This window comes from Sediminibacterium sp. C3 (assembly GCF_000508085.1).
Taxonomy (GTDB): Bacteria; Bacteroidota; Bacteroidia; order Chitinophagales; family Chitinophagaceae; genus Sediminibacterium.
Window position 1 is genome coordinate 666,518 of the sequence record NZ_KI669560.1, and the last position, 26,671, is coordinate 693,188.

The window sequence follows — 26,671 nt, forward strand, 5'->3', positions numbered from 1 at the left end:
TGAGTCATGCCTTTATTAAGTCCTGCAAGTTTTAAACCTCCGGTCCTTCAATACAATGGGCACTGGCAAAGCATTTATCCCAGCTTGTTCAGGAAAGTTGCCTTTCGGTATGCAAAAAGAGAAAGGCTTGAATTACCGGACGGTGATTTTCTTGATCTGGATTGGTCTGTGTTGGAAAGGCAATCGGAGAAGCTGGTTATTATTACTCATGGTCTGGAGGGAGATTCGGGAAGGCACTATGTAACGGGGATGGCCAAAATTTTCAGTGCCAATGGATACGATGCACTGGGTTGGAATTGCAGAAGTTGCAGTGGCGAAATGAACAGGCTGGTAAGGTTTTATCATCATGGAGATGCCAGCGATTTAAGGGCCGTAATAAATTATAGCATTCAACAGTATGGCTATAAACATATAGTTTTAATAGGGTTTAGCATGGGAGGAAGTTTAACCTTCAGGGCCATTGCAGAAAACCCTTCAGCAGTTCCTGAGCAAGTAAAGAAAGCCATTGGCTTTTCTGTTCCCTGCAGTTTAAAGGGAAGTGTGGATGCATTGTCTACCTCCGCGAACCGGATTTATTTAAACCGGTTTTTGAAAAAACTGGGAAAGAAAATAAAATTAAAATCAAAGCTTTTCCCTGATCAGATAGATGCTAGCGGATACGATAATATCAAAACCTTTATTGAATTCGATAACCGGTATACAGCACCCTTGCATGGGTACGAAAATGCACTGGATTTTTATGAAAAAGCCAGCGTAGGACCTTTATTACATCAGGTGGCCATACCTTCTTTGATTGTACAGTCGGTGAATGATCCTTTTTTATTACCCAACTGCATGCCCATAGAAACAGCAGAGAAGCACCCTCATTTATTTCTGGAAATGCCCAAAGAAGGAGGGCATTGCGGGTTTATGATGAGAGGTCAGTCTTATACCTGGGCAGAAATCCGCGCATTGTCATTTGCAGAAGATACAACTGGGCTATAAGGGTCTGATCCAGATATTTCTGAAGCTAACCGGATTGCCTCCATCCATACCATGATCCTGTATAATCAGTGATTCCTTGTCTCCATGGAGTTTGTAAGAAGCTGGTCCAATCCATTCTGTGCCACCTAAAATGGTAACATTATTCTGAACCAGTACTCCATTGTGGAATACAGTGATAGTAGCGGGCTGCTGTAATTTTCCATCAGAGAAGAAGCGGGGAGCATTGAATATAATATCATAGCTCTGCCATTCTCCTGGTTTTCTGGAGGCATTTACCAGAGGAATATATTGCTTATAAATACTGCCTGCCTGACCATTGGAATAGGTAGGATTGTTATAGGAGTCTAATACCTGTAACTCATATTTTCCCATCAGGAAAATTCCGCTATTGCCTCTGCTTTGACCATCACCTGCAATAGCAGCGGGCGTTCTCCATTCAATATGCAACTGGCAGCTGCCAAATTTTTCTTTGGTTTCAATATCACCGGATCCTTTTACTACATTCAATATGCCCTGAGCATCTACTTTCCAGCCGGGTAGTCCCCCACCTTTTTTCTGAAAGGCATTCAGGTTTTTACCATTGAATAGAACAACGGCATCGGAGGGAGCATCACTGGCTGATTTACCCGGACTAACCATTACTGGCACGGGTTCCCATACTTCTGTTTTTTTAGATTCTTTCACCAAACTGTCAATGTTAGGCTTTTTTTGTCCATAGCTGCTACTTACTAATAGAATGCCTGTGATGGTGGTAATAACGGTGTTTTTCATGATTCTAATATCGTGAAAAAACGCTGAATAATCGTAATAATACTATTGTGAACCCTTAATTATTACAAGAATTTAGATATCCCTTTTCACTAAAAACTAATATTATGCAAACAACGATTACCGTTTTCATCGCCGATAATCAAATGATGTACAAGCTTGGTTTAAAAACAGTACTCCAGGCTTTCCCTACTATTAAACTTGTTGGAAACAATGAGTTTAAAGAGAACTGGGTGAATGATATCGTAGAAGCCAAACCCGATGTGGTATTAATTGATCTTGAATCAGACTCTCCTGAAATAACCAGGCATATTTTGAGTCATTCACCGGAAACAGCCGTGATATTTTTATCTTACCAGATTACACATCAGTTAATGTATCAGTTACTGGAAGTGGGAACCATGGGATTTGTTTCTAAACAAGCCAGGGAAGCGGAAATCATGGAATCTATTCAAACCTGTTATGCGCATAAACATTATTTCTGCAAAATCAGCGCGGAGTGCTTAAGTTATATAGTGACTCAGAACTATCAATTACCCACTAAAGTATCTGCCAACTTTACAGAAAGGGAACTGCAGATTATTGAACGTATCTGCAATGAAAAAACCAGCAAGGAAATTGCCAGTGAATTACACTTGAGTAAGAGAACAGTGGAAGGACATAGAATCAGAATCATGGGAAAACTAGGAGCCAAATGCAGCGCAGGAATTGTTACCTATGCAATTCAGAATGGCCTTTACCAGCATGCCTGATTTAGTTCCAGCCACCTCCTAAGGATCTGTATAAGTTGATTAAATAAACAAATACTGTTTTCTTAGAGTTGATCTGATCAAGCTCTGCTTCCAACACCCCTCTTTGTGCGGTAACAACTTCCAGATAAGTTGCTGCTCCACCCATATATAAATCGTTGGAAGAAGCAACCGCAGCCTGTAAGCTTTTGGTTTCCTGTACTTTCAGGTCATATATTTTGTTGTACTGATCAATCCCGCTTAGATTGGTTTGTACTTCATGGTAGGCATAAATAATATGCTTTCTGTATAATTCAAAAGCTTCCTGTTGAGCGGCACTTGCCAGCTGATAATTTCCCTTTAGCATGTTTTTGCTTAGTACAGGGGTAACCAATCCGCCCAATAATCCATAGGTTAGTGACTGTGGGCTAAATAAAACAGAGGACTTAAAACTATTCAAAGCAGTATAGGCGCTGATGTTCAGGGATGGCAGAAACGCTTTTCTGCTGGCTTCAACTTCTGCACCGGCGGCTTCCAGTAAGTATTCAGCTTCTTTAATATCTGGTCTGTTCGCGAGCAATTGAGCAGGAATGCCTATTTGTAAAGTTGCAGGTAATTGTAAGTCTGTGATACCCACACCTCTTTTAATTTTGAAATCGTACTTACCGGAAATAGCACTTAATAAATTTTCAGTTGCGGTAATTCTTTGTTTCATTACATTCAGCATGCTCTTGGTGCCTAATAATTGGGCCGTAAATTGTTGAACGGCTAATTCAGTGGCCCTTCCACCTGCTTTTTGAACTTTTACAATTTCTACTCCATTTTCCTGAAGCCTGATATTTCTTTGTAAAATTTCCAGTTCTTTATCCAGTGCCAGTAATTCGTAATACAATTCTGCAACTTGTGCAACCAGTTGTGTGGTTACCCATTTTCTGGCCTGTTCCGTAGCAAGGTATCGGTTTAAGGCTGCTTTTTTCTGATTCGACAATTTACCCCAGATATCGGCTTCCCAGCTACTCCTAAAACCCAAAAATAAATCAGGCATGTTCAGTGGAATCTGCTGGTCTTTTCTAATATTCGGTGAAAGGTTCATGTCATAGTTACCCAAACCATTCATGGTATAATCCCCAAATTTGTCTACTCCTGTAGACACTACCGCATCAACTCCAATTTTTGTTAAGCCCTGCGCTATTCCCAAACCTGCTCTGGAAGACGCAATTCTTTGAACTGCAATTCTAATATCAGCATTATTGGCAATAGCAGTATCAATTAGTTCCTGTAAAAAAGGATCGGGAAAAAAAGTTTTTTTAGGAAGGGTTGCAATACTAACACTGTCTGTGGATTGCTGAAAAGCTGCAGGAAGTATTTCAGATTTATTTAGGGTTACAGGTTTGGGCATGGCACAGGAAATGGCCATGAAAGTGATACCTGTATATAGTAAAAATTGAAAATTATTCTTCATAATATATTTTCTATCTGTCAGATAATTGTTCAGGATGATCCACCACAGGGACTACTGCCGCAGGGCTTTTCTTTTTGGAAAGTTTTTCGGAAAGTTGAGCAAAAATTACATAAAGCCCCGGTATGATGATGACCCCGAAAATGGTTCCGAATAACATGCCTCCGGCAGAAGCGGTACCAATGGACCGGTTTCCGATGGCACCCGCACCCGTAGCAATTACTAGCGGTATCAATCCTGCAATGAATGCAAAAGAAGTCATTAAGATAGGTCTAAGACGTGATACGGCACCCTCTTTAGCAGCTTCCAGAATACTGAAACCCTGCGTTCTTCTTAGCATGGCAAACTCAACAATCAGGATGGCATTTTTACCCAATAATCCAATCAGCATAACCAGGGCAACCTGTGCATAAATATTGTTTTCAAGTCCTAAAGCTTTCAGCGCCAAAAACGCCCCAAAAACCCCGGTAGGAAGAGAAAGAATTACCGCAAAAGGCATTAAGAAACTTTCGTATTGGGCAGCAAGGATTAAATAAACGAATAGTAAGCAAACGATAAATATAGATGCTGCTTGTCCGCTGGATGCTACCTGATCTCTGGTAATTCCAGACCATTCGTAACTGTATCCTCTTGGTAATTTTTCTTTGGCTACTTTTTCAACGGAAGCAATGGCTTCACCACTACTAAACCCTTTCCCAGCATCTCCATTCACCATAGCAGAAGTGTACATATTATATCTGGTTAACTGCTCAGGTCCGTATACTCTTTCCATTTTAATGAATGTGCCATAGGATACCATTTCTCCACGGTTATTCTTGACATACAAATTCATTAAGTCGTTAGGTTTAGCCCTGAAGTTCGGATAGGCCTGAACCATTACTTTGTACATCTGACCAAATCGTATAAAGTTGGTTGCATAATAACTCCCAATCAGGGTTTGTAAATCTGTCATGGCATTATCTACGGTCACCCCTTTTTTAGCAGCCATATCATAATCAATATGAATCATGTACTGCGGAAAGCTTGGATCAAAACCAGTATAAGCTGCTCCAACAACTCCAGCAGCTTTAATGTCTTCAATTAATTGATTGGTTACGGCGGCAGTTTGCTGTAAATCACCCGTACCTGTTTTATCGATTACACGTAATTCGAATCCACTGGTGTTTCCGAATCCGGGTACGGTTGGAGGAGGCATGAATTCAATATTGGCATCTTTGATTTTACTGGTCCTGTCTCTTAAAACAGGAATTAGTTCAGCAACCGTTAAATCCCTCTCCTTCCAGGGTTTCAGATTAATCATCATCATACCATAGGAAGCACCAGCTGCTTCTGTAATTAAGCTATATCCACTGAGGGTTGTAATATTTTCTACCGATGGTATTTCTTTGATTACTTTTTCTAATTGTACTAAAACATTTTCTGTTCTTTCGACAGTAGCACCTGCAGGCGCAGATACATTTACATAGATAATTCCCTGATCTTCTGTAGGAATAAATCCTCCTGGCAGAATGCTATTAATTCCTGCTGTTCCAACAAAGAAAACTGCAAGCAATGAAATGGTTACCAGTTTTCTTCCACTAATCCAGCCAACCAGATTCATGTATTTATTTTCAGTAGAAGAATAACCCCTATTAAATGAGGCAAAAAATCTGTTCAATAGATTTGTTTTCTTTGTCTTGCCATGGGTGTTTTTGATAAGCAATGCACAAAGTGCAGGTGTCAGCGTTAGTGCGTTAATTCCAGATATTACGATCGATACAGCCAATGTCAATGAAAATTGTCTGTAGAATACGCCTGCTGGTCCGGATAAAAATGCTACTGGAATAAAAACAGCTGACATCACTAAAGTGATTGCAACAACCGCACTCGCAATTTCTTTAATGGCAGCCAGGGTTGCATCCATTGCATTCAGGTGCTGCTCTTCCATTTTAACATGAACAGCTTCTACCACTACAATTGCATTATCAACGACTATACCTATGGCCAGTACCAGTGCAAATAGTGTTAAGAGGTTAATAGAGAAGCCCATCACCTGCATAAACGCAAGCGTACCAATCAGGGCAACCGGTACAGCTAATGCAGGAATCAATGTAGAACGGAAATCCTGAAGGAAAATAAATACAATAATGAATACCAGGATAAATGCTTCAATCAATGTCTTTAATACCTCTTTGATAGAAGCATCCAGAAATCTGGATACGTCATAGGCAAAATTGTATTTCATGCCGGGAGGAAAAGAAGTTTCTTTCAATTCTGCCATTCTGGCTTTTACCTTGGTGATTACTTCTTTTGCATTAGAGCCTGGTCTCTGTTTTAACATGATGGAAGCCGAAGGCTTGCCATCTGTTTTGGAAATCATGCTATAGGTCATGGCACCAAACTCAATATCAGCAATGTCTTTCAGGTATAAAATAGATCCGTTGTTCTCTGCCTTTACAACTATGTTTTTGTATTGATTGGGCTCGAAAAATTTACCCGTATAGCGCAAAATATATTGTAAACTCTGTGGATTCATACCGGAACTTTCCCCGGTTTTTCCTGGTGCAGCTTCTACGTTCTGGTTTCTTAATGCATCAATTACATCCTGAGCAGATACGTTGTAGGCCAACATACGATCAGGCTTTAACCATACACGCATGGAATATTCCTTCTGCCCCATAATTTCTGCAAAGCCCACACCGTCGATACGTTTTAGTTCCTGTAGAATATTGATATCCGCAAAATTGTAAATGAACTGTTCATCAGCAGCAGTGTCCTCACTCATTACATTCAAATACAGCAACATGCTGTTTACATCTTTTTCTGTAGTAACACCCGCTTTAATTACTTCTTCCGGCAATTCATCCAATACGGTACTAACCCTGTTCTGAACACTTACTGCAGCAACGTCAGGATCAATCCCTACTTTAAATGCCACCGTAATCAATGTAATCCCGTTATTACTGGATACAGAAGACATATAAGTCATGCCAGGCACCCCATTGATGGCTCTTTCCAATGGAGTAGCAACAGCTTTCGCACAAACTTCTGCGTTGGCTCCTGTATATTTAGCAGTAACAGTTACAGAGGGAGGCACAATATCCGGGAACTGGGTAATGGGCAAGGTAAATAAAGATAATACCCCCAGTAATGTGATGATAATGGATATAACCAGAGATAGAACCGGTCTTTTAATAAAAGTTTCTAACATGATTCAATTAGTTGATGGTTAAAGCAGTTTGCATTAAGCTGTCTAAGTTCATTTTGACAGGTTTAATTTTTGCACCCTGGCGAATGCTTTGTACTCCTTCATAAACAATACGCTCACCAGGTTTCAATCCGGCTTCAACTATATAATATTGAGCAATCCTTCTCCCAGGCTTAAATGCCCTGGTCTGAACCATATTTTCTTTGTCCACAACAAAAACAAAGGTTTTATCCTGAATTTCAAAAGTTGCTTTTTGTGGTATAATGATAGCATTATCAACTTCAGTTGTAAGTCTTGCTTTGCCTGAAGCACCATGCTTTAAGAGCTTATTGGGATTAGGGAATCTGGCTCTGAATGCAATGGCACCAGTGTTTTCATTGAATTCACCATCGCTGGTTTCAATTTTACCAGTATAAGCATATTCAGTACCATCTGCCAGCATTAAATGAATTAGACGATCTTCTTTTAACCCTTTTGAAAGCGATTTTCTGTAACGTAAATATTCGTTTTCTGAAATATTGAAATAGGCAAAAACATTGTGTACGTCTGAAATGGTAGTTAGCAGCGCTCCCGGATCAATCAGGCTACCCATTTTTAAAGGTATCCTGTCGATGATACCATCGAAAGGTGCTTTCACAAAAGTATAAGACAATTTGGTTTCAGCACTGGTTTGTGCAGATAGGGCTTCTTCAATCTTGGCTTTTGTAGCAGCTACTTTTGAAGCGGCCAATTCATATTCTGTTTTAGATATCACATTCTTTTCAACCAGAATTTTTATTCTGCCCAGCTCCAGTTCTGCTGCTTTAGCCTCTGCCATTGCACTGGATACAGCAGCTTTTGCTCTGGCCAATTCAGTTTTGTATTCAAGGTCATTAATCTGAAACATGGGCTGTCCTTTTTTCACTTCCTGACCTTCATCTACAAATATTTTTTCCAGAAATCCCTGAACCCTTGCTCTGACTTCCACGTTTTTTACAGCTTGTATATCGGCTACATAGTCGGTTTGTAAAACAGTATCTTTTTGCACAACCTCAACAACTGGCAAACTCGGGATAAGCTCTGCTGTCCCATTTTTATCCTTGTTTTCACAGGCGGCAAATCCAAAAACACTAAACATTAATAAAGGAGTCAATCCTTTAAAAGGGGTTGAAAAGGTAATTTTCATGTCTTATTTTGAGTTGAATAAACTACAAATATACCGTTTTAATGTTTTTTTAATCTTTACATTTATAAATGGCTGTTATGAGGGGGATTTTTCGGTGAATCTGGATAGACAGGCATTCAAATTAAAATTGGCACTAAACAGAACAGATGATATTTTTATAACATGAGCTTTATTGAACGCATTAAATCAAACACTAATTTAAAGAAGTGGGTTTACTGGATGATGGTTTCCGAAAATAATCCCGGGTGCAGACTTTGGGTTAGGTTGTTTATGAACCCTTTTGTTCATAAAGTTTCCCGTAAATCAGTAATAAGGTCAAACGCAAGATTGGATTTGGCACCCTGGAAAATGTTTTCCCTGGGAAAGAAAGCGGTGATAGAAGACTTTTGTTGTATCAACAACATGGTTGGTGATGTTTATATTGAAGATAATGTTCATGTAGGTTTAAGTAACACGATTATTGGTCCGGTAACAGTGGGGGCCAATACCATCATGGCACAGAATATTGTTTTGTCCGGATTAAATCACGGATATGCGGATCCGGATATACCTATTAAAAATCAAAAAGAAACAACTGCACCTATTGTTATTGAAGAAGATTGCTGGATAGGAGCCAATGCTGTTGTTGTAGCCGGTGTAACCATTGGAAAACATTGCATTGTTGCTGCAGGTTCAGTTGTAACTAAAAGTGTTCCTGCTTATTCTATTGTTGGAGGAAATCCCGCAAAAATTTTAAAACAGTATAACAATGTAACAAAGAATTGGGAGAAGCCTGTTTAAGAATTATCTTGCTCGGCCTATGACGGCCATATTGATATTCTTAGTTTTACATTGGTACTTATCTCTTTTTGGACAAACATTTTACCTGCACAGATATGCAGCCCACAAAATGTTTACGATGAATAAATTCTGGGAAATTTTCTGGTATATCTATACCTGGGTAACACAGGGAACTTCTTATCTGAACGCAAGAGCCTATGCAATTTTGCACAGGATGCATCATGCTTACAGCGACACAGAGAAGGATCCGCACACTCCTCACTTTTTCAAGGAAGTTTTTTCTATGATGTGGCATACAAAAAAAGTATACCATGGCGTACTGAAAGGAACCATGCCGGTTGAAAAAAAATTCGAAAAAAATTTTCCTGTATATCCCATTATTGATAAAGTAGCAGATAGCTGGTTCACGAGAATTTTATTTGCTATAGGCTATGTAGTCTTCTATTATTTCTTTGCAACAGAATGGTGGATGTATTTATTTCTGCCTATCCATTTTTTAATAGGCCCTATTCAGGGTGCTGTTGTAAACTGGGCTGGTCATAAATATGGATACAGAAATTATCCTGGTGAAAAAGATCATTCAAAGAATACCTTGATCATTGATTTTTTGATGATGGGAGAGTTATTCCAAAACAATCACCACCATGCAGGTGCAAGACCCAATTTTGCCAACAAATGGTGGGAGTTTGATCCTTGCTATCCGATTATTAAAATTTTTCATTGGCTGGGAATTATTCAATTGGTTCCCATTAAAGCAAATGCTTAATCACGGGTCCAGATTTCATAAATGGCATCGCCCTTTGAACTCAGGCCACTATGGTGCCACTTGCCTTCTTCTATTTTTGCAGAAAATTGTAATGAAGCGCCTACCCTGCTGCTATCCCTGCTGAAAAACTCAATGTTTTCAGTGTATTTGCCATTGATAAATTGATAAGTACCGCCGCCAGTTCCGGAAAATTCACCCGTCTCAATATTGATAGCAAACCACTGAAAACGAGTACCGGTTAGTAATTTATAAGTACGCCTTGCCCTCAGCGGGTTTTCTGAAAATTGCTCTCCTGTTTTTCTTCCACTCATTCTCCAGTTGCCGGCCAAAGCGTTTTCTCCCTTATCAATGGATTCCAGCGTTTTGGTATTAAAGGGTATTTCCCTGTTTTTGCCTACGACCAATTTATCCCTTGAATCAAAATGTGTTAACACAATTAATTTGTTTCCTTCTTTTGTATATGGCCCTCCCCAGGTATATTCAAAAGTTTTAGTACTTACATTGAACTTGGTTTCTACAAAATAACCGTCCATTAAACTGTATACAATATCCGGGTTTTCTTTACTTCTGAAAGAACCCTTGATGGATTGTTGAGCCTGAGATTCAAACCCAATCAAAAGGGTAAGTAGAATGGCATAGATTGTTTTCATGTTTGTTGGTTATTTTCTAGTTTCATTAATAAGTCGGTTTGTATATCATTACCCAAGCTAAATAAATGGCTGCCAAATACCTTGAAACCATATTTCTCATAAAACCGAATGGCCCTTTCGTTTTTCTCCCAAACACCCAGCCAAACATAACTGGGTTTCATTTTGTAGGCAATTTCCAAGGCAGCGTCCATTAAAAAGTTGCCCATACCCTTTCCAAGATAGGGTTTTAACACATAAATCCTTTCAATTTCAAAAGCAGTTAGATCAGTCAATTCCGTTTGCGCAGCACCCCAATTCAACTTAAGATATCCAGCTGCATCATTGTTTCTTTCACCAAAGTAAAATGCTGATTCCGGGTTCTGTATTTCTTTAGATAATTTATCTATTGAAAGTTGCTCATGAAGATACTTATTCAGGTCTTCGGCAGAATTATGCTCTTCAAATGTTTCTTTGAAAGTAGTTCTGCTTATTTCCTGTAAATCATGCAGGTCTGAGAGCACTAATTTTTTTAAAGTGTAAATGCTCATAGTTGATTCTGTATAAAAAACTGGATGGCCTGTTCTTTTTGGGATTCACTGATATCTGCCAAAACAATTTTTCTGGCATATTCATTATTAAGGATTACGGTTTTACGAATCCTGTTAAAATCAGTAATGGGTATCTGGGCAACCAATAAACTTTCTTTTTGTTTCCAGGCTTCCGCATCAATTATCATATCGGCCTGCCTTCCGTTGATACCCAACTGATCAATTAATTTTTTCCGGTATTTTGTTTTGTAGCTGCTTACAAGCTGTGCTTTTGACAAAGTATCATAAGCATTATTCGGACTTAACTGGGTAATGGCACAACCACTGGCATAAGCCCTGTTCAAAATGGATTTTGCCTTATCTCCTGTGATGGAAATGGCTTTATATTTTTTAAGTACTTCCTGATTTACTTCATTCACTGTAGCGAAAGTATCGTTGGTATTAGCCTCAATTTTAAGTTTTTGTAAGGTTGCCCAATAGTTAATTTGACCAACTTTATTCGCCGTCTCTTCCGAAATACCTAATTCCTTCATCAGAAACTGTTTTTCACAATATCCAAAGAGCTCCAGCTGTTCTTCAGGTGTCCAGGTTTGAGCGAAAATATGACCCTGGTTGAATACCAGAAAGCCAACAAGGTAGAGAAATACTTTTTTCATAAGTTCCTATTTAATTAGTCAATCTTATTAGTGTAGCTTTGATGTAATGTTCGAAGTATTTTTTTCTCAGGTTAAAGATAAAGTCTTGATTTCCGAACAGGAACAAAACCTTGTTAAAACCTTTTTTTCACCCAAAAAGATAAGAAAAAAGCAATATTTATTGCAAGAGGGAGACGTGTGTAAGCACCTTGCATTCGTTGAAAAAGGCTTGTTACGTTCTTATAGTGTTGATGAGAGAGGTACGGAGCATATGATCCATTTTGCCTGGGAGGGATGGTGGATGGCTGATATTCTCAGCTTTCTTTCGGCAGAACCATCCACGTATTTTATTGATGCCATAGAAGAATCTGAATTATTACTGATTAGTTTTCAAGGCTTTGAAGAAATGCTTTTAAAAGTACCTGTAATGGAACGGTATTTCAGAATCTTATTCCAAAACAATATCATCTCCAAAGAACGAAGGTTAATTCAATCACTTGCATATTCTGCAGAAGAAAAATATTTGCACCTCTTAGCTAATAATCCAAAACTGGTTCAGAAAATACCTCAAAATTTAATAGCATCCTATCTGGGCATCACTCCTGAGACACTGAGCCGCATCAAGCGAAAAATTAAACAATAGACCTTTTTTATTGATATAGGTCAATGCTATTTCTTGTTTTATCTCAATGGCAAAAAAATAATGGCAACCTAATTTTGCATTTCAAATTAGAAAGATGCAGTATAACAATATTGTAGCAATACTAGGTGCTAATTCGGATGTAGGTCAGCGAATTGCCAAAAGCATATCCGGACAGTACCCTGTTTTATTAATGGATGCTGACAAGGAAGCATTGAAGGAGCTACAAAAAGCCATTCAGGTCAATAATCCTGCTGCGAATATTACTCTACTTGAATGCAGTAAAGAAGCTTCCTGGGAAGCAGATATTGTAATTATTGCAGTTGAAAAGGAAGAAGAGCAACAATTGATTGCAGAAAGAATCAATGAATTCACTACCTGCAAAATCGTAATCCAAATTCGCCCCGAGAACAATTCAATGCAGCATCTCCAGCATAAACTACCCTATGCCAAATTCATGCTGGTAGACTGGGGTAATACAGTCGCAATAGTAGAGGGGAAAGATGAAATGGCCTTGTCTGTTACAGGAGAAATTATCCATTTATGTGGTTTACAACCCATTTTTAAAAAGTCATTAATTTAATCAATATACATATGAGTACTAATGTTTTGTTTACGCCTTATCAGTTGGCAGATTTAACGTTGAATAACAAAATGGTGATGGCGCCCATGACCAGAAGTAGAGCAGACAATGCCGGGGCTGTTCCCAATGCATTAATGGCAGAATATTATGCACAAAGAGCTTCTGCGGGATTAATAGTAACAGAAGGTTCTCCGGTGAGTACCTGGGGTGTAGGTTATATAAATGTGCCAGGTATTTACAGTGATAAACAAGTAGAGGGATGGAAGCAGGTAACCAAAGCTGTTCATGAAAAAGGAGGCAAGATCTTTGTTCAATTGTGGCATGTGGGCAGAATGTCTCATCCCGATTTTCATAATGGCGAATTGCCTTTGGCGCCTTCAGCTTTTAATCCCAATGAAAAGTCGTACACAAAAAATGGTTTTACCGATACAGTAGCTCCTCGTGAAATGACGATTGCAGATATTAAGCAAACGGTTCAGGATTTTAAAAATGCTGCAGCCAATGCCTTGAAAGCAGGTTTTGACGGAGTTGAAATTCACGGAGCCAATGGATATCTTTTGCAACAATTTTTTAATGCTACTTCTAACCAGAGAACAGACGAATACGGGGGTACGGTTGAAAACAGAGCAAGAATCTTGTTTGAAATTCTGGATGCATTCAAAGAAGTAATCGACTATAAAAAAGTAGGACTTCGTTTAAGTCCAAGCTTAAACGGATTATTTGGAATAACAATGGACGAAACCACTATTCCAACACACGAATACATCGTAAAGCGTTTGAATGATTATGGTCTGGCTTATTTACACTTAACAGAGCCATTTGTACCGGTAGACCATTTGCCTTTTGCTGTATCAGAAGTGGCAAAGCATTTCAGACCGCTTTATAAGGGTACTTTAATTATTAACAGAGGATTTAACAAGGAAACGGCTACCGCAGTATTGGAAGCAGGCGATGCAGATTTAGTTGCTTTTGGTGTTCCTTTCATTGCTAATCCCGATTTAGTAAAGCGATTTGAAACCGGTGCTGCATTAAACGAAGTAGACACGCAAACATTTTATACACCTGGAGAAAAGGGATATACCGATTATCCTTTTTTAACCGCTTAATTAATTACAATGGAATCATTACAGAATAAAGTGGCATTGGTTACCGGTGCCGGAAAGGGAATTGGAAAAGCAATTGCCATTGCTTTGGCAAAAGAAGGCGTTCATGTTGGACTAATAGCCAGAACAGAAATCGACTTGCAGGAGGTTGCGGCAGAAATAAACACATTAGGTGTTAAATCAATCATTGCAACAGCTGATATCAGCAATATCAATGCAGTAAACTGGGCAGTTGAAAAAATAGAAACTGCATTAGGTCCGGTTGATATCCTGATTAACAATGCAGGAACAGGAACATTTGGAAAGTTTCTGGATCTTAGTCCGGAAGTGTGGGAGCAACAAGTGAAAGTAAATCTGTTTGGTGTGTATTACACTACCAGAGCGGTTTTACCACAAATGATGAAACGCCTTACAGGTGATATTGTGAATGTATCTTCAACAGCCGGATTAAGAGGAGCCGCAACTACCAGCGCCTACAGTGCATCTAAGTTTGGTGTAATGGGATTAACAGAGTCGCTAATGCAGGAAGTAAGAAAGTACAATATCAGGGTTACAGCAATGGCTCCCAGTACAGTGGTTACCGAATTGGCACAGTCTGCTAATTTAATCAACAACAATGAAGAGCGTTTGATGCATCCGGAGGATTTTGCAGAATTGATTATTGCACAATTAAAATTAAACAGAAGGGTTTTTGTAAAAGAGAGTTCAATTTGGTCTACCAACCCTTAAATTTATGCATCCTATCACCCTAAAGCGGTAAAGATGCAACCATTTAAATATCTTTTATTTAGCCTGAGTCTGCTTTTGATTCACCTGCCCGGGGCAAGAGCACAAAATTCAAAAGCAGACTCTGCTATTTTAGCCATCATGCGGGAGACTCCCGTTATGGGATTATCTGTAGCTGTGGTGAAAAACAATAAACTTGTTTTCACCAATGCATATGGATATAAAAACCAACAAACCCTTGAGCCGCTTGCTACCGGTAATCTATTCAGAATAGCATCAATTTCCAAGTCTTTTACGGCAACAGCTATGATGCAGCTGGTTGAGAAAAAGAAAGTTTCCCTGGATGACGATATCAGCGCACTGGTGGGCTTTATTGTGCGCAATCCTTCTTTTCCAGAGCAGCCTATTAGTTTAAGAATGATTTTATCTCATCGTTCTTCCATCAATGATAGTCAGGGGTATTTTAGTTTGGACGCTATCAACCCCGCAAAAAATCCGGATTGGAGAAAATGTTACAATTCCTATGCACCTGATTCCGGATATCAATATTGTAATTTGAATTATAATATGGCAGGTGCTATTTTGGAGCGGATTTCTGGAATACGTTTCGATCAATACATCCAACAGAATATTCTGCAACCACTCAGTTTATTCGGAGGGTATAATGTGGACGAGTTCGATACTCAGCAATTTGCACAGATTTACGAATACAACAGAGACTCAGCAAAATTTCTATTTTCCTCAGGCGCTTATGCATCCCGAAAAAAGGAACTTGAGTCTTACACGCTCGGTTATTCAACCCCCATTTTTTCACCAACCGGAGGGATGAAAATATCTGCGCCGGATTTGGCAAATTATATGATGATGCATGCTAATTATGGCAAGTACAATGGGAAAAGAATTATTGCAAAGAAGAGTGCCAGGAAAATGCAGACCATGTATTCTGAAAAAGAACAATATGGTTTGGCCTTGTCAAAGTCAGTTAACCTGATAGAAGGGAAAACATTGGTTGGGCATACCGGTTCTGCTTATGGTTTGTATAGCATCATGTTTTTTGACCCTAGGGAAAAATTTGGTATAGTAGTTATTAGTAACGGATGTGATCCTGCTTATGAAAAAGGATTCAATAAAGTGCTGAGAAAAGTTGCCAATATATTGTATGAAAATATTGTGATTCAGTAAACGATGGTGTATCCGGTAATTGACTTTTCATTTTCCCCTGAGTTGAGTTTAACTATTCCGGATCCGGATAAGTTAAGAGCAGCCTATGAAACATTGCTTTTGAGTAATACCGAAACTGAATTTCCATTTTGGGCAAAATGCTGGCCATCTTCCCTGGCAATGCATTCGTATTTGAACAGTCATCCAGATATAATAAAGCACAAACTAGTATTAGAATTGGGCGCCGGAATTGGCTTGCCTTCTTTCTTTGCTGCCAAAACAGCATCTTCAGTAATTATAACCGATTATGCCAAAGAGGCTGTGGAGCTGATGCAAATAAACATTAATGCTCTTGGATGTAAAAATGTAAAAGCATTGGAGCTGGATTGGAATAATTATGCCGGAGATATTCCCGCAGATATTCTTTTGCTAAGTGATGTTAATTACGATGAGAGGGATTTTGAATCATTAAAATTAATATTGAGTTCTTATTTGGAAAAAGGGGTCACTATTTTATTAGCAACCCCTTACCGCATTAATGCAAGTTCTTTTGTTACCTATTTTTCTTTGTTCATTCAGGAACAGGAATTGATTGCGGTTCAAAATGAAGGAACGGAAGTAACGATAGGGTTATTTGTATTGAAATATAAGGGGGAATAAAAAAGCAACAATAAATGCCCAGCCACCATAGACAGGCAAGTAAGCAACAATGGTGTTGGCAACTTCTTCAATGGCTTCTTTCTTTTTAGTTGCTTTAACTAGTTTAAAGAAAACCAAAATAAGATTGGTAAATATAATCAGGTTGGCACCCAATACAGCTAATCTGTTTGCACTGACGCCAAATTCCGATAGTCTGAAGAGAATAGCTGACAAGGCAATTCCATTCACAATAATGGTAACTGTTGACAGCAGCAGTAACAGAATCGTATTTATTCTATTATCTTTTAGTTTGTTGGCTTCAATAACCGAAAATAGAATCAAAGCCATCACCCCTATCAATACCAGATTGAAAATGAGTAAAAAATCTCTATTACTGTAAATACTTTTACCTGTTGCGAATAAGGTAATCGTAAAGATGGTGAGCATGATTAATACCAGGGGTGTGAAAATTTTGGCAATCAGTGGCGTTATTTTGTTTACTAATCCTGCATTGTTTTCTACCAGATAACTGGCAATTAAGGGAACGGCAGATAGACCCGTTATAACCACATAGTTAAAATAAAATGTTTCAATCTTAACTTCAATCAGGTTAAACATGCTAATGGTTAATGCGGAAAAAATAAATCCGGAAATTACTAGCATTGCCGACATTACTGCCAGATTGCTGTTATATATCAGATATTCAATTTTTAATTTTGTATTTTTTACTTCTCCTTTTATGTAAATAAAACCCAGTATTGTCCATGCAAGAATAGGCATATGCATGCAGGCCAAAATCAGAGAATCATTTGATTCAATCGAAGGCAATAAGTTCATGTACACCCATGAAAGAATAATTACCACTAATGCGATAGCCGCTTTATTAATATTAATTTCTTTTTTCCATATAAAGTAGGCCATTAACGTAGGAACTATAATGAATGACAGGTTCTTTGCGTAATATTCGTCTTCTGTCAGTCCAAAAAACTGAGGTATTTTGGCTATAAACGTTGCAATGATAATCCCGCAGGAAATAAGAAACAATTCTACAAATTGTTTGCTGGATAATTTTATGGTCTTGTTTTCCATTTTAAAGTGTTTGTCTTATTAATTTTTCAAGTGCGTTGATATGCTCTTTAAATGCTTTTTTACCTTGAGCCGTAACTGAGTAAGTTGTATTTGGTTTTTTTCCGATGAATTTCTTTTCAACTTTTATATAGGCCAATTTTTCCAGGGCGGTAATATGACTGGCTATGTTTCCATCTGTAACTTGTAGCTGCTCTTTCAGACTAACAAAATCAATCTCATCTGCTACCATTAAAACAGACATGATGCCCAAACGAACCCTACTCTCGAAAGCCTTATTCAAATTTTCTATTCGGTTTTTCACTTTTCGTTTTTATAGTAGATAATGAGTCCAAATACAATATGTAAAAACCCAAACCCTGTTGTCCAAATTAATAAACCATGGGCAGTAAAAAACGAACCCAGTAGTCCGAGTGCAATCATACATATACCCAAATAGCGCATCAGATCAATGGTGTATTTGCCTGCGTTCAGCATTCCCATTCCATAGAACAGAAGGGTAGCAGGTAGTACCAATTCAATATGACCTTGCACTAATAGAATCGCACTATATATGCCTCCAGCCAGTAATGGAATCGAAAAGTTCAATAACATTCTTCTCGCAGTTAAATCGAATGGACTTGCCCCTTGTTTTTTGGCATTCACCGCAGATAAATAGGCTGAAATTCCGAAAGCAAGCAACAATAAAATTCCCAGATTAATCAGAATTAGTATTCCTTTTTCTGTTAATGATTCTGTTGATGCTGACCATATGTCTGCATAAGATATAGGTTCGCCCAAAGGGGTATCTAATATAGTATAGGTGATGAAACTGCTAATCAGGGCAAGCAGACCTGCAATTGCTCCGGAAAGGCCACTCAAGGCTGAAAATCTGGAAGAGCGTTCCATTAGCCTTTTAATGTCTTGTATGGCATCTAGCTGTTCTTCTTGTTTGCTCATTTTGATGTATTTAAAAGTACTTTGAAATACAAAGTAAAAGCGTTTTTCTAATCCCGCCAAATTTTTCTTTACTGATTTCGTAAACGGAATTCCTGTTTGCGTTAGTCTGCTTAAACACCTGAGCTTAGTTTCGCGACTCAATTATAAAAGTATCAATGAGCAAGGCTTCAACCAAAATGCGTGTTTACCATCGTTATCTGGGATTTTTTCTGGCAGGAATCATGGCCATTTATTCTATTAGTGGTATAATTCTTATCTTCAGAAACACGGATTTCCTAAAAAAGGAAAAGCATAAAATAACCATTGTAGAACCTAATCTTGATGAGGAATCTTTGGGAAAGGCAATTAAGGTGAAGGAGTTGAAGTTTTTGAAAAAAGAGGGAGACATGGCATTTTTTAAGCAAGGGAACTATCAAGTATCAACAGGAAAAGCTAGTTATACTGTAAAGGAATTGCCTTTTATTATCAGTAAGATGAATAATTTTCACAAAGCCAATACCAAGCATCCATTATTTTATCTCAATATCTTTTTTGGTTTATCGCTAATGTTTTTTGTGATTTCTACTTTCTGGATGTTTGCACCAGGCACGCGAATTTTTAAAAAGGGGATCTTATTTACAATTGCTGGTGTGATTCTTACTTTGGTACTACTTTTTGTATGAGAAAAATATAGCTTTATTTAGCCTGCTGATTTATAAAAGATAATTTATCCCAATACCCTCTTTGGTAAATGATTTTATCATTTTCTATCCAGAAAAAGCCACAGCCCCTTAAGCCTTTAGGGTCCTTCCACTCCAGCATACCCACATTGCCATCTTCAAAAATATTTTCCACAATACAAACCATTTCAAATTGCTCAAACTCTTGTTTAAACATTTGCTTAATATTTTCTTTACCACTTACTATACCATTGGGTGTTTGATGATTTGTACATTCTTCTGCATATAACTCAGCAAGTCCCTCAAAATCATATTGATTGAACAATTCAACCCATTGTTGTAAAACTTCCTTTGGTCTCATATTTTTGAATTAATGATCGTAGCTAATTACCCGGGAAATTTTCCAATTTCCTTTTTCGTTTTTCCAAATCATCATAAACTTGAAAGTACCAACTTCTAGCTTCCCATTTTCAATATGACTGAACTGATGACTACCCGCTTCAATGGCACCGTATCCTTCAATGGGATGAACTTCCAGTGATTCTTTAATAAGACTTCTGGTAAGTGTATATTCTCTATTAAATATGGATTGGAAATTAGCAAACACTTTTTCAAAATCAATAAGACCACCATTATCCTGATACCATTCCAAATCATCGGTAAAATAGGTTTTCATTAGATTCAGATTCTTTGAATTGTAAGCTGAAAATAATGCACTATCCAGTTGTGCTATTTTCTTGTACAGTACTGATTCTTTATCAGTTACCTTCTTTTCATTATTGTTCTGCGCAAATGAACAGAAACAAAATGAAAGGCAAATAAATATTACGATGGTTCTTTTCATTAGTACAATTTAGTAAGATGTTACCGATTTCATATATTCCATACTCTGTTTTAAAGCATCATAAACATCAATGGCAGAGGTATCCATCTCTAATACAAACCATTCACAACCAGCAGGAGCCGATTCAAAAATCGCCGGAAGATTTTGTGTTCCTTTTCCTAAAGGAGTCATTGGGTCCGGGTTATCACTAATTAGGTTTTGATTAAATTCAGCCGGGCCATCTTTTATATGCATAAGATTAACCCTGTCCCCGAATATTTTTATGATTTTATCTGGTTGATGCCCGGCTACTTTTACCCAATAAATATCAATTTCAAAAAAAATATCTTTATCTAATTCTTCTAATAAAACTTCATAAACAAATTTTCCATCTACTTTATTTCTAAACTCCCACCAATGATTGTGTAAGCCAAAACTCAATCCATTTGCTTTTGCAAATTTGTTTGCATTATTGTAGATTTTAACAAGCTCTCTTGTTCCTTCTATGCTACTATATCTCTTGTCTTCCGGCCAACCATGCCATATCATGTTTTTACAATTAAACACTTTGGCGGTTTCTAGAAATATTTTCTGATTTTCTCCAACAGGAAGTTCAATATGACAAGAGCTGACCTTTAAATTATTTTCATTCAAAATTGCAGCTGCTTGGTTCAGACTAATTCCCTTTGGCCAAAATGCCGTTTCTACATATTCAAAACCAAGGTCAGATATTTTTTTAATTGCGCCTGCAAAGTCTTTCGCAATATGATCTCTGATTGTATACAATTGAACAGACATTTTCTTTTTTGGGCTTAATCCCAAGAAATTAAAATTCTCAGGCAAACAAGTACCCATTATACCCATTGAAGTTAACTGTAAAAAGTCTCTGCGTGTTTGCATAAATTGTATTATAAAAATAACCTACAAAAGAAACCCAAATATCATTTGAACTGGCCACTACAATAGAGTTGAAACCTAATCTTTCCAGTGGGATGGGTGAAAAACCTTTTGTAGGAAAAGTATAGTTGGCTGCCTCTAAATCACTGGGAGCTACTAGCATAGCCCCCTTAATTTCCCTTTTATACTTTACTGCCCAATGTGCTATTGCAGAACAGCCTAAACTGTGTCCTATCAAAACGATGGAGGATGCTTCAAATGAAGTTACCATATCATCAATACTTTTTATCCAGTCTTCGCAGGCCGGCGTATCCCAATCTGATTGTTGTATTCTGGTGAAATTAGGAGCGGAGTTTTCAAAATAGGTTTGCCAATGTTCCGGACCTGAATTTCCCAGTCCAGGAACAATTAAATAATTTGTCATATCAAGTATTTAAAATTCTTTTTTTCTAGCTCTTGCAATTAAATCCGTATCAATTAACTCTAAAGACAAAACCATATCCTTAACAGTTTCCTTTTTATCAGATACTGCTGTATAAGATAATACTCCTGACTCTAGTTTTATGGCTGCTTTCATTTGCTCTTGCAAGGCAGATTTATATTTTTCTAACTGACGGCCATCTACTTTAATTTTTGCAATTCTATAAATTGGGTTAGCGTTCTGTGCTTTTGAATCAAAACCGATTATTGTTAGTATTCCAATCATTAAAAGCACTAGAAATGTATTTTTCATCATAATTTATTTAATTTAAAATCAATTCCTCCACAGGGAACCACAACAACATCTGTACCAGCTGTAATCTTGTAAAATAGTTTTTTATCTTTTAATATATACTCTCCTCTGACGGGCCATTTTGTTTTATGGATGAAAACTACGCTATAAAACAAATTATTTTTGAACGGGGAAATTCTAAAATTTAAACTCTTCAATTCATCTGATTCGTTATTTAAAAGAGATGATATGTCCGTAAGACCATAATCGAATTCTTGTAATTTGTCAATTGTCATTGGAGACTTAGGTATGACCACTTTTGCGTGAGAATCTTTTGATTCAAAGGGGATGCTTGTTGGAAATTTTATTTTTATATCCAGAGGCGTAAATTCGGCATTATGTACATTGGTCCAAAAAATGAAATTGTTATACTCTTTTCCATTATGATTTACGATACCCCCGCCCTTAGGTAAACTATTTGTAATAATTGTTTTCTTTTTGTCAGAAGAGGTGTAAACAACTTTAGTATGCTCCCAATTCTTTTTTTGATCAGTTTGCCCATTCAAATTTAATGTAAGAAGTATAAGAAATAAACCTGCGTATATGGTCAATTTCGGTGACGATGTTTGAAAAGTGATATACATAAACGAAAAAGGTTACACTTTACAAGTATAACCCTTTTAATCAGATATCTAGTCCCCTGCATTCCAATCCCACAAAACAATATCCCATTTAACACCACCATACATCAATTCATTGATGACTTGAAATCCTCTTTTCTTATGCGCTTTAAGAGAACGAGTATTTGCTTGGGCTATATCCGTAACGAGGTAAGTATATTCTTTTGAAAGACAATCCCTGAAATGTCCGTATAATTTTTGAACCAGGTCTTGTCCGCGGTATTCTTTTGCTACACACAATTGCCCAACAACTACATAATTAACATCCCTGAGTAATTTCCCATTGTATTCTGATTGATCAATGGCCTCAAAAAGCCCTTCAACAAGGTCGTGCCCATTTCTAATTTCTTTTGTAGCTACCAACGCATAACCAATAACTTTGTCTCCAACCTTTGCAATGATGGAAGGCGAATTTGCATTCATCTCCTGCAAATATTCTATTGTAAAGGCTGCTGTAAGAAAACCCTGGTCTCTGGCCTCTTCGGCACTTATATTCTGCTTTAAATTCAACGCTTGCAAATCTCTTATGCCAATTATATCACTTGGTCTTGATACCCTTGTTACTTCAATCATAGCACAACTTATACCAAAGGATCAATTTCATGAAGTTTTTCTTGATTTCTTGCTCTTTCCCAATTATTAATTAGATCCATCTGGTGAAGTGCAGTCCACTCTGTTACTATTCCTAAAACGCGAGGAGGTAGAAATCCTCCTATTATCTCATTTTTTTCTATATCAATTATCGCTTCATAGTCACCATGGTAAGCTCCCCCAAAAAGAGTACGGTTAATTTGTAGACAAAAAGTTTATAAATTTAAATCGTAAACCATGAGAAAGAGTCAGTTCAGTCACACACAGATTGCCAACATTTTAAAGGAGTTTGAGCAAGGAAAATCAGCCGAGGAGATCCATCGGGAGTATGGAGTTAGTAAAGCCACTTTTTATAAATGGGGGGAACGTTATGGTGGTATGGAAGCCAGTGAGCTTAAACGAATCAAAGAGCTTGAGGAAGAAAATGCTCGATTAAAACGGATGTATGCCAACTTGGCCATGGAGTTAGATACGGCAAAATATATCATCGAAAAAAAGCTTTAAAGCCTTGCGAAAAGCGAAGAATCATTGAGGAGCTAAAAGATGAGCGTCCAAAAGACATCGGCAAGGCGTGTCGGGTACTAAGAATAAGCAGAAGCAGTTTGCACTATCGGTCTATTAAAGATGATAGTACCATTATCAAGCTTCTAGAGAATCTAGCTGAAGACCAGCCAATAGAAGGCTTTTGGAAGTATTATCACCGATTAAGGAACCAAGGTGTGGTTGTGAATCACAAGCGACTACATCGTATTTACAAGGATTTAAAACTGCCTTTAAGGCGCAAGGTTAAGAAAAGATTGCCCCCACGGGAAAAACAATCACTTGAAGTGCCAGAATGCTTTACACAAACCTGGAGCATAGATTTTATGACTGATGTATTAAGTAACGGAACCAAATTCAGATCGTTTAATGTGATAGATGATTTTAACAGAGAAGTATTATTCATTGAGGTTGATTATTCTTTAAAAAGCAGTAGAGTAATATGGGTACTGCGACATTTAATAAACCGCTTTGGTAAACCACAAAAGATTAGAATGGATAACGACCCAGAGTTTATATCTAAGCTAACCCAATCATGGAGCAAGGCCAATGAAATTGAGTTCCACTATATTCAACCAGGTAAGCCATCACAGAACGCCTACATTGAAAGATTCAATAGAAGCTTCCGTGGCCATGTATTGGATGCCTATTCATTTGATAACCTAAACCAAGTAAGAGAAATTTCGGATGCATGGATCGAGGATTACAACAATCATCGACCACATGATGCACTTGGAGGTTTACCACCAAGGGTATACCGAGAAAAACAAAACCAGTCTAATGGGCTTCTTTTCGCTTCGGCTTCGCCTACGCTACAATCAGCCCATTAGCAATAAAAGAAAAAATTATACTTTTAACAAGTACTCAAAATGGGGAGCCTTCAGAAGCCGATCATTCTTAATGTTATCGGCGACCGGGCAATACGTTTTGGTAAACTTAACCAACTGATTCCTGCAATCTCAAATAAAGTACTGGCCAACGAATTAAAAGAGCTGGAGATTTTCGGACTGATAAGAAGGAAAGAATACAAAGAGTTACCTCCACGTGTAGAATATGAGCTTACTTCTGCGGGTATTTCGCTGATGCCAATTCTGCACGAAATGGCTAAATGGGGAAATACAAATATGGCTAAGCAAATAATAATAAAGGGTCATACTATCAAAGTATAACCCTTTACTTTTATGTCTGCTCCCCTTATTGACGAAAGATGCAGCTTTTCTCTTATCTAAAGGCTATTATTTTATTATAAAACATATTGTTAGTTCATTTAATATTATTGGAACAATAATTAGATATGCCAGTTTAATAGGATGCTTATTTTGACATAAGACCAGCCACCAATCATTACAGCTAAAATTCCTGCCACATAATATAACAATGAATTTTTATATTCTTTTGATTTTGGAGCTTTAATGATCATTAATAATAGCAATACAATAATATGAATGATTGTAAATACCATTTGGTAAAATCCAATTAATAAACTTTCAATATTTATTCTTGAAAAATAAATTGCAACCATCCCAAATAAATAAATTAATGAAAGTAAAAAATTTATAACAAAAAAATATAATATCCCTTTATTAGTTACATTCTCCATGGCTTCTTTTTGTTTTATAATTTCCGATTTTAATATTTGAATCAATATTTTTTCTTGAATTCAAATATTGATATACTCCTTTTGGGGAATAGCCACTGGTTATTCCAAAATAACTGGTTGAGGGTACAACAAGTCTCTCATTATTAGTTCTTGCAAAATTGAAAACATCTAACGCGTAGTTAGTACAATTATAATCATCTAACTTATACTTAGCATTATTAGCATATGCAATTGCAATGTTAACTGCAGAATTAAAATCTATTTCTGGCATGTTATCCATAATTATACTAGCATCTTCCTCTCGTTCAAGATTTGGAGCCCCATCGTTTTTAATGACACTTGACATATATTGCATAGTCAATGATGCATAAGAATTATTGGGGTAAAATCCGATGGATTGACTAATACTTTGATTACCATAAGATTTTTCAAATGTTAAATAAACATGTCCAGCATTAGAAAAAGTCGATAAAACTGTTGGATCTGAATTGTCAGGAATATCTACACTAAGTTTAAGTGAGAATTTTGCTCCATTACTTGGAATATTCTCAAAACATTTAAAAATTTTTAAAATATCAACAATTGGACGATCTTGATCAAAATATATAACAAAGTCTTCTTGTTGAATATTTTGAGTTTCATTACCACCACCACCACAATTACTTTTTAGGATATTGGATTCATTATCAATATCAATTGTAGTTTGACATTGATCTCCAGTGCAGGTTGTATATAAATATCGGCTACTTTCTGTTGTTGTTCCGTCTGAATAAAAGTAAGTAGTTACTAAAAACCAATTAGTGCAGTTTACTTCAGTGGATTTTATGTTTTCTAGTGATGAAAATGTAGAGTTTGCTTTTAAATTTCCTTCAAGTTTGGGTAATTGATTTTTTAGATGTCTAGTTTTAGTCAGTGACCCGTTTTCATAATTAAATTCCATAATAAATCTTCCATCAATATGTATTGTAGATATTAATAAGTTTTGTTTATCGGAGACCTTTGTGTAATCATTGAAATAATCTAAAATTATTTCAGAGCAATTTTTATTTAAATTATTTCCAATTATTTCTACTAAAAACCCTGATTTTATCTTTTGATTTTTAAACTGTAGAACAACCTTTAATTCTTTTCTTTTTTCTGTTTTATTAATAGTTTTATAATCTTGATTAATATCAATTAGTAAAAGTTTGTTATAAGAATCAAGTTTTATCTCTTGAGATTTATTCCATTCTATGTTTTTAATAAGTGAATCAATCATTTTATTATTGTGAAGAATAGAATTATAATGTTTTACTGTTGAAAAATATTCCAATACATCTTTTTTGTATAAAAGACTAATCTCATCATTATTAAATTCTTTTTTGCAAGAACTAAAACTTAATGGTATTAAAATAAGTAGGATAAAGATTCTCATATATTTTTATTTCTACCTGAAAATAATACAATTTAGTCCTTTGAATTAACCACTACAAAAAATAGGGTGATTCATACAAAATTGCTTTATCAATATTTTTTGTACAAAATAGCAGGTCATAGAAAATTTGGAAAAGATGCAACTATAAATTTCAATCTACCAGTGAGGATATTAATTAATGCCAGTAAGACTTTGGTAAAAGGTAAAAAGAAAAAGAGGTCATTTCTGA

At 36.8% G+C, this 26,671-nt stretch carries 32 protein-coding genes and 1 pseudogene; 13 read left to right on the forward strand and 20 right to left on the reverse strand.

Annotation, left to right across the window (positions count from 1 at the left end):
• Nucleotides 1-6 precede the first annotated feature (6 nt).
• Nucleotides 7-984, forward strand: a complete 978-nt coding sequence (locus tag F777_RS0103075; RefSeq protein ID WP_026750760.1) for a YheT family hydrolase — start codon at nucleotides 7-9, stop codon at nucleotides 982-984.
• Here the strand turns inward: F777_RS0103075 and F777_RS0103080 are convergent.
• Nucleotides 979-1,755 carry a 3-keto-disaccharide hydrolase gene (locus F777_RS0103080; protein WP_026750761.1) on the reverse strand — a complete coding sequence of 259 codons (777 nt, stop codon included), beginning with the start codon at nucleotides 1,753-1,755 and terminating at the stop codon, nucleotides 979-981. The two genes, F777_RS0103075 and F777_RS0103080, sit on opposite strands and share 6 nt — an antisense overlap.
• A gap of 104 nt (nucleotides 1,756-1,859) precedes the next feature.
• Here F777_RS0103080 and F777_RS0103085 point away from each other — a divergent pair, with 104 nt between their 5' ends.
• On the forward strand, nucleotides 1,860-2,504 hold the full coding sequence (locus tag F777_RS0103085) for a response regulator transcription factor (RefSeq protein ID WP_026750762.1): 645 nt from the start codon (nucleotides 1,860-1,862) through the stop codon (nucleotides 2,502-2,504).
• Nucleotide 2,505: 1 nt separating this feature from the next.
• Here F777_RS0103085 and F777_RS0103090 read toward each other — a convergent pair whose 3' ends face one another.
• The 3 genes from F777_RS0103090 to F777_RS0103100 are packed head-to-tail and all read right to left on the reverse strand — an operon-like array spanning nucleotide 2,506 to nucleotide 8,291.
• The gene (locus F777_RS0103090) at nucleotides 2,506-3,942 is read right to left on the reverse strand and encodes a TolC family protein (RefSeq protein WP_026750763.1); all 1,437 of its coding nucleotides are present in this window, start codon (nucleotides 3,940-3,942) and stop codon (nucleotides 2,506-2,508) included.
• Between the two features lie 10 nt (nucleotides 3,943-3,952).
• Nucleotides 3,953-7,129: an efflux RND transporter permease subunit gene (locus F777_RS15525; protein ID WP_051408394.1), complete on the reverse strand. Its 3,177-nt coding sequence runs from the start codon at nucleotides 7,127-7,129 to the stop codon at nucleotides 3,953-3,955.
• A 7-nt stretch (nucleotides 7,130-7,136) separates the two neighbouring features.
• Nucleotides 7,137-8,291 carry an efflux RND transporter periplasmic adaptor subunit gene (locus F777_RS0103100; RefSeq protein ID WP_051408395.1) on the reverse strand — a complete coding sequence of 385 codons (1,155 nt, stop codon included), beginning with the start codon at nucleotides 8,289-8,291 and terminating at the stop codon, nucleotides 7,137-7,139.
• 162 nt (nucleotides 8,292-8,453) lie between these two features.
• Here F777_RS0103100 and F777_RS0103110 point away from each other — a divergent pair, with 162 nt between their 5' ends.
• The gene (locus tag F777_RS0103110) at nucleotides 8,454-9,071 is read left to right on the forward strand and encodes an acyltransferase (RefSeq protein ID WP_026750765.1); all 618 of its coding nucleotides are present in this window, start codon (nucleotides 8,454-8,456) and stop codon (nucleotides 9,069-9,071) included.
• A gap of 19 nt (nucleotides 9,072-9,090) precedes the next feature.
• Nucleotides 9,091-9,837 (forward strand): acyl-CoA desaturase, encoded by a 747-nt coding sequence (locus tag F777_RS0103115; protein WP_026750766.1) that lies wholly within the window; start codon nucleotides 9,091-9,093, stop codon nucleotides 9,835-9,837.
• Here the strand turns inward: F777_RS0103115 and F777_RS0103120 are convergent.
• Genes F777_RS0103120 through F777_RS0103130 form a run of 3 tightly spaced genes read right to left on the reverse strand, consistent with a single transcriptional unit; the run spans nucleotide 9,834 to nucleotide 11,670 of the window.
• Nucleotides 9,834-10,487 (reverse strand): hypothetical protein, encoded by a 654-nt coding sequence (locus tag F777_RS0103120; RefSeq protein ID WP_026750767.1) that lies wholly within the window; start codon nucleotides 10,485-10,487, stop codon nucleotides 9,834-9,836. The two genes, F777_RS0103115 and F777_RS0103120, sit on opposite strands and share 4 nt — an antisense overlap.
• A complete protein-coding gene (locus tag F777_RS0103125; protein WP_026750768.1) occupies nucleotides 10,484-11,014 on the reverse strand; it encodes a GNAT family N-acetyltransferase in 531 nt (176 codons plus the stop codon). The genes F777_RS0103120 and F777_RS0103125 overlap by 4 nt, the downstream gene beginning before the upstream one ends.
• Complete coding sequence (locus F777_RS0103130) at nucleotides 11,011-11,670, reverse strand: hypothetical protein (RefSeq protein WP_026750769.1); 660 nt, start codon at nucleotides 11,668-11,670, stop codon at nucleotides 11,011-11,013. The genes F777_RS0103125 and F777_RS0103130 overlap by 4 nt, the downstream gene beginning before the upstream one ends.
• Nucleotides 11,671-11,716: 46 nt before the next feature.
• Between F777_RS0103130 and F777_RS0103135 the strand changes: the two genes are divergently transcribed.
• From F777_RS0103135 to F777_RS15535, 6 genes are all read left to right on the forward strand, one after another.
• Nucleotides 11,717-12,292, forward strand: coding sequence for a Crp/Fnr family transcriptional regulator (locus tag F777_RS0103135; RefSeq protein ID WP_026750770.1), 576 nt, complete (start codon nucleotides 11,717-11,719; stop codon nucleotides 12,290-12,292).
• A 94-nt stretch (nucleotides 12,293-12,386) separates the two neighbouring features.
• The gene (locus F777_RS17145; protein ID WP_051408396.1) at nucleotides 12,387-12,872 is read left to right on the forward strand and encodes an NAD-binding protein; all 486 of its coding nucleotides are present in this window, start codon (nucleotides 12,387-12,389) and stop codon (nucleotides 12,870-12,872) included.
• An 11-nt stretch (nucleotides 12,873-12,883) separates the two neighbouring features.
• Nucleotides 12,884-13,978 (forward strand): alkene reductase, encoded by a 1,095-nt coding sequence (locus tag F777_RS0103145; RefSeq protein ID WP_026750771.1) that lies wholly within the window; start codon nucleotides 12,884-12,886, stop codon nucleotides 13,976-13,978.
• Between the two features lie 9 nt (nucleotides 13,979-13,987).
• Entirely contained in the window at nucleotides 13,988-14,704 is a 717-nt protein-coding gene (locus F777_RS0103150) for a 3-ketoacyl-ACP reductase (protein WP_026750772.1), read from the forward strand.
• A 33-nt stretch (nucleotides 14,705-14,737) separates the two neighbouring features.
• On the forward strand, nucleotides 14,738-15,883 hold the full coding sequence (locus tag F777_RS0103155; protein ID WP_026750773.1) for a serine hydrolase domain-containing protein: 1,146 nt from the start codon (nucleotides 14,738-14,740) through the stop codon (nucleotides 15,881-15,883).
• Between the two features lie 3 nt (nucleotides 15,884-15,886).
• A complete protein-coding gene (locus tag F777_RS15535; RefSeq protein ID WP_037369088.1) occupies nucleotides 15,887-16,522 on the forward strand; it encodes a class I SAM-dependent methyltransferase in 636 nt (211 codons plus the stop codon).
• Here F777_RS15535 and F777_RS15540 read toward each other — a convergent pair.
• From F777_RS15540 to F777_RS0103175, 3 genes are read right to left on the reverse strand one after another with little or no spacing between them, the layout of a single operon-like run.
• Nucleotides 16,493-17,590 (reverse strand): hypothetical protein, encoded by a 1,098-nt coding sequence (locus F777_RS15540; RefSeq protein ID WP_051408397.1) that lies wholly within the window; start codon nucleotides 17,588-17,590, stop codon nucleotides 16,493-16,495. The two genes, F777_RS15535 and F777_RS15540, sit on opposite strands and share 30 nt — an antisense overlap.
• A gap of 1 nt (nucleotide 17,591) precedes the next feature.
• Complete coding sequence (locus tag F777_RS0103170) at nucleotides 17,592-17,891, reverse strand: winged helix-turn-helix domain-containing protein (protein ID WP_026750774.1); 300 nt, start codon at nucleotides 17,889-17,891, stop codon at nucleotides 17,592-17,594.
• Nucleotides 17,888-18,526 (reverse strand): hypothetical protein, encoded by a 639-nt coding sequence (locus F777_RS0103175; protein ID WP_026750775.1) that lies wholly within the window; start codon nucleotides 18,524-18,526, stop codon nucleotides 17,888-17,890. Before F777_RS0103175 ends, F777_RS0103170 begins: the two co-directional genes overlap by 4 nt.
• Before the next feature lie 155 nt (nucleotides 18,527-18,681).
• Here F777_RS0103175 and F777_RS0103180 point away from each other — a divergent pair, with 155 nt between their 5' ends.
• Nucleotides 18,682-19,188, forward strand: coding sequence for a membrane protein (locus tag F777_RS0103180; protein ID WP_026750776.1), 507 nt, complete (start codon nucleotides 18,682-18,684; stop codon nucleotides 19,186-19,188).
• Between the two features lie 13 nt (nucleotides 19,189-19,201).
• On the opposite strand, the gene F777_RS0103185 is transcribed toward F777_RS0103180, so the two are convergent.
• From F777_RS0103185 to F777_RS18555, 8 genes are read right to left on the reverse strand one after another with little or no spacing between them, the layout of a single operon-like run.
• Nucleotides 19,202-19,546, reverse strand: coding sequence for a nuclear transport factor 2 family protein (locus F777_RS0103185; RefSeq protein ID WP_026750777.1), 345 nt, complete (start codon nucleotides 19,544-19,546; stop codon nucleotides 19,202-19,204).
• 9 nt (nucleotides 19,547-19,555) lie between these two features.
• Nucleotides 19,556-20,029: a nuclear transport factor 2 family protein gene (locus F777_RS0103190; protein WP_026750778.1), complete on the reverse strand. Its 474-nt coding sequence runs from the start codon at nucleotides 20,027-20,029 to the stop codon at nucleotides 19,556-19,558.
• A gap of 9 nt (nucleotides 20,030-20,038) precedes the next feature.
• Complete coding sequence (locus tag F777_RS0103195) at nucleotides 20,039-20,908, reverse strand: sugar phosphate isomerase/epimerase family protein (protein ID WP_081720450.1); 870 nt, start codon at nucleotides 20,906-20,908, stop codon at nucleotides 20,039-20,041.
• Nucleotides 20,844-21,329, reverse strand: a complete 486-nt coding sequence (locus F777_RS15545) for an RBBP9/YdeN family alpha/beta hydrolase (protein ID WP_051408398.1) — start codon at nucleotides 21,327-21,329, stop codon at nucleotides 20,844-20,846. Before F777_RS15545 ends, F777_RS0103195 begins: the two co-directional genes overlap by 65 nt.
• Nucleotides 21,330-21,338: 9 nt before the next feature.
• Nucleotides 21,339-21,641 (reverse strand): hypothetical protein, encoded by a 303-nt coding sequence (locus F777_RS15550; RefSeq protein ID WP_152530844.1) that lies wholly within the window; start codon nucleotides 21,639-21,641, stop codon nucleotides 21,339-21,341.
• Nucleotides 21,638-22,261, reverse strand: coding sequence for a hypothetical protein (locus tag F777_RS0103210; protein WP_026750780.1), 624 nt, complete (start codon nucleotides 22,259-22,261; stop codon nucleotides 21,638-21,640). Before F777_RS0103210 ends, F777_RS15550 begins: the two co-directional genes overlap by 4 nt.
• Before the next feature lie 48 nt (nucleotides 22,262-22,309).
• Complete coding sequence (locus F777_RS0103215) at nucleotides 22,310-22,870, reverse strand: GNAT family N-acetyltransferase (protein WP_037369091.1); 561 nt, start codon at nucleotides 22,868-22,870, stop codon at nucleotides 22,310-22,312.
• Between the two features lie 8 nt (nucleotides 22,871-22,878).
• Nucleotides 22,879-23,088, reverse strand: a complete 210-nt coding sequence (locus F777_RS18555) for a DUF4160 domain-containing protein (protein WP_071790342.1) — start codon at nucleotides 23,086-23,088, stop codon at nucleotides 22,879-22,881.
• A 37-nt stretch (nucleotides 23,089-23,125) separates the two neighbouring features.
• Here F777_RS18555 and F777_RS17880 point away from each other — a divergent pair.
• Nucleotides 23,126-24,186: pseudogene (locus F777_RS17880) on the forward strand (IS3 family transposase); the annotation flags it as partial.
• A gap of 111 nt (nucleotides 24,187-24,297) precedes the next feature.
• Nucleotides 24,298-24,597 carry a winged helix-turn-helix transcriptional regulator gene (locus tag F777_RS15560; protein WP_037369093.1) on the forward strand — a complete coding sequence of 100 codons (300 nt, stop codon included), beginning with the start codon at nucleotides 24,298-24,300 and terminating at the stop codon, nucleotides 24,595-24,597.
• 119 nt (nucleotides 24,598-24,716) lie between these two features.
• Here the strand turns inward: F777_RS15560 and F777_RS0103235 are convergent, their stop codons facing one another.
• The gene (locus tag F777_RS0103235; RefSeq protein WP_152530846.1) at nucleotides 24,717-25,028 is read right to left on the reverse strand and encodes a hypothetical protein; all 312 of its coding nucleotides are present in this window, start codon (nucleotides 25,026-25,028) and stop codon (nucleotides 24,717-24,719) included.
• A complete protein-coding gene (locus F777_RS0103240) occupies nucleotides 25,012-26,442 on the reverse strand; it encodes a hypothetical protein (protein WP_026750784.1) in 1,431 nt (476 codons plus the stop codon). Before F777_RS0103240 ends, F777_RS0103235 begins: the two co-directional genes overlap by 17 nt.
• Between the last annotated feature and the right edge of the window lie 229 nt (nucleotides 26,443-26,671).

What these genes read in the sequence shown, in the direction of transcription:
- F777_RS0103075 (WP_026750760.1), top strand. Translation starts at nt 7, where the DNA reads ATGCCTTTATTAAGTCCTGCAAGTTTTAAACCTCCGGTCCTTCAATAC.
- F777_RS0103080 (WP_026750761.1), bottom strand. Translation starts at nt 1,755, where the DNA reads ATGAAAAACACCGTTATTACCACCATCACAGGCATTCTATTAGTAAGT.
- F777_RS0103085 (WP_026750762.1), top strand. Translation starts at nt 1,860, where the DNA reads ATGCAAACAACGATTACCGTTTTCATCGCCGATAATCAAATGATGTAC.
- F777_RS0103090 (WP_026750763.1), bottom strand. Translation starts at nt 3,942, where the DNA reads ATGAAGAATAATTTTCAATTTTTACTATATACAGGTATCACTTTCATG.
- F777_RS15525 (WP_051408394.1), bottom strand. Translation starts at nt 7,129, where the DNA reads ATGTTAGAAACTTTTATTAAAAGACCGGTTCTATCTCTGGTTATATCC.
- F777_RS0103100 (WP_051408395.1), bottom strand. Translation starts at nt 8,291, where the DNA reads ATGAAAATTACCTTTTCAACCCCTTTTAAAGGATTGACTCCTTTATTA.
- F777_RS0103110 (WP_026750765.1), top strand. Translation starts at nt 8,454, where the DNA reads ATGAGCTTTATTGAACGCATTAAATCAAACACTAATTTAAAGAAGTGG.
- F777_RS0103115 (WP_026750766.1), top strand. Translation starts at nt 9,091, where the DNA reads ATGACGGCCATATTGATATTCTTAGTTTTACATTGGTACTTATCTCTT.
- F777_RS0103120 (WP_026750767.1), bottom strand. Translation starts at nt 10,487, where the DNA reads ATGAAAACAATCTATGCCATTCTACTTACCCTTTTGATTGGGTTTGAA.
- F777_RS0103125 (WP_026750768.1), bottom strand. Translation starts at nt 11,014, where the DNA reads ATGAGCATTTACACTTTAAAAAAATTAGTGCTCTCAGACCTGCATGAT.
- F777_RS0103130 (WP_026750769.1), bottom strand. Translation starts at nt 11,670, where the DNA reads ATGAAAAAAGTATTTCTCTACCTTGTTGGCTTTCTGGTATTCAACCAG.
- F777_RS0103135 (WP_026750770.1), top strand. Translation starts at nt 11,717, where the DNA reads ATGTTCGAAGTATTTTTTTCTCAGGTTAAAGATAAAGTCTTGATTTCC.
- F777_RS17145 (WP_051408396.1), top strand. Translation starts at nt 12,387, where the DNA reads ATGCAGTATAACAATATTGTAGCAATACTAGGTGCTAATTCGGATGTA.
- F777_RS0103145 (WP_026750771.1), top strand. Translation starts at nt 12,884, where the DNA reads ATGAGTACTAATGTTTTGTTTACGCCTTATCAGTTGGCAGATTTAACG.
- F777_RS0103150 (WP_026750772.1), top strand. Translation starts at nt 13,988, where the DNA reads ATGGAATCATTACAGAATAAAGTGGCATTGGTTACCGGTGCCGGAAAG.
- F777_RS0103155 (WP_026750773.1), top strand. Translation starts at nt 14,738, where the DNA reads ATGCAACCATTTAAATATCTTTTATTTAGCCTGAGTCTGCTTTTGATT.
- F777_RS15535 (WP_037369088.1), top strand. Translation starts at nt 15,887, where the DNA reads ATGGTGTATCCGGTAATTGACTTTTCATTTTCCCCTGAGTTGAGTTTA.
- F777_RS15540 (WP_051408397.1), bottom strand. Translation starts at nt 17,590, where the DNA reads ATGGAAAACAAGACCATAAAATTATCCAGCAAACAATTTGTAGAATTG.
- F777_RS0103175 (WP_026750775.1), bottom strand. Translation starts at nt 18,526, where the DNA reads ATGAGCAAACAAGAAGAACAGCTAGATGCCATACAAGACATTAAAAGG.
- F777_RS0103180 (WP_026750776.1), top strand. Translation starts at nt 18,682, where the DNA reads ATGAGCAAGGCTTCAACCAAAATGCGTGTTTACCATCGTTATCTGGGA.
- F777_RS0103185 (WP_026750777.1), bottom strand. Translation starts at nt 19,546, where the DNA reads ATGAGACCAAAGGAAGTTTTACAACAATGGGTTGAATTGTTCAATCAA.
- F777_RS0103190 (WP_026750778.1), bottom strand. Translation starts at nt 20,029, where the DNA reads ATGAAAAGAACCATCGTAATATTTATTTGCCTTTCATTTTGTTTCTGT.
- F777_RS0103195 (WP_081720450.1), bottom strand. Translation starts at nt 20,908, where the DNA reads ATGCAAACACGCAGAGACTTTTTACAGTTAACTTCAATGGGTATAATG.
- F777_RS15545 (WP_051408398.1), bottom strand. Translation starts at nt 21,329, where the DNA reads ATGACAAATTATTTAATTGTTCCTGGACTGGGAAATTCAGGTCCGGAA.
- F777_RS15550 (WP_152530844.1), bottom strand. Translation starts at nt 21,641, where the DNA reads ATGATGAAAAATACATTTCTAGTGCTTTTAATGATTGGAATACTAACA.
- F777_RS0103210 (WP_026750780.1), bottom strand. Translation starts at nt 22,261, where the DNA reads ATGTATATCACTTTTCAAACATCGTCACCGAAATTGACCATATACGCA.
- F777_RS0103215 (WP_037369091.1), bottom strand. Translation starts at nt 22,870, where the DNA reads ATGATTGAAGTAACAAGGGTATCAAGACCAAGTGATATAATTGGCATA.
- F777_RS15560 (WP_037369093.1), top strand. Translation starts at nt 24,298, where the DNA reads ATGGGGAGCCTTCAGAAGCCGATCATTCTTAATGTTATCGGCGACCGG.
- F777_RS0103235 (WP_152530846.1), bottom strand. Translation starts at nt 25,028, where the DNA reads ATGGAGAATGTAACTAATAAAGGGATATTATATTTTTTTGTTATAAAT.
- F777_RS0103240 (WP_026750784.1), bottom strand. Translation starts at nt 26,442, where the DNA reads ATGAGAATCTTTATCCTACTTATTTTAATACCATTAAGTTTTAGTTCT.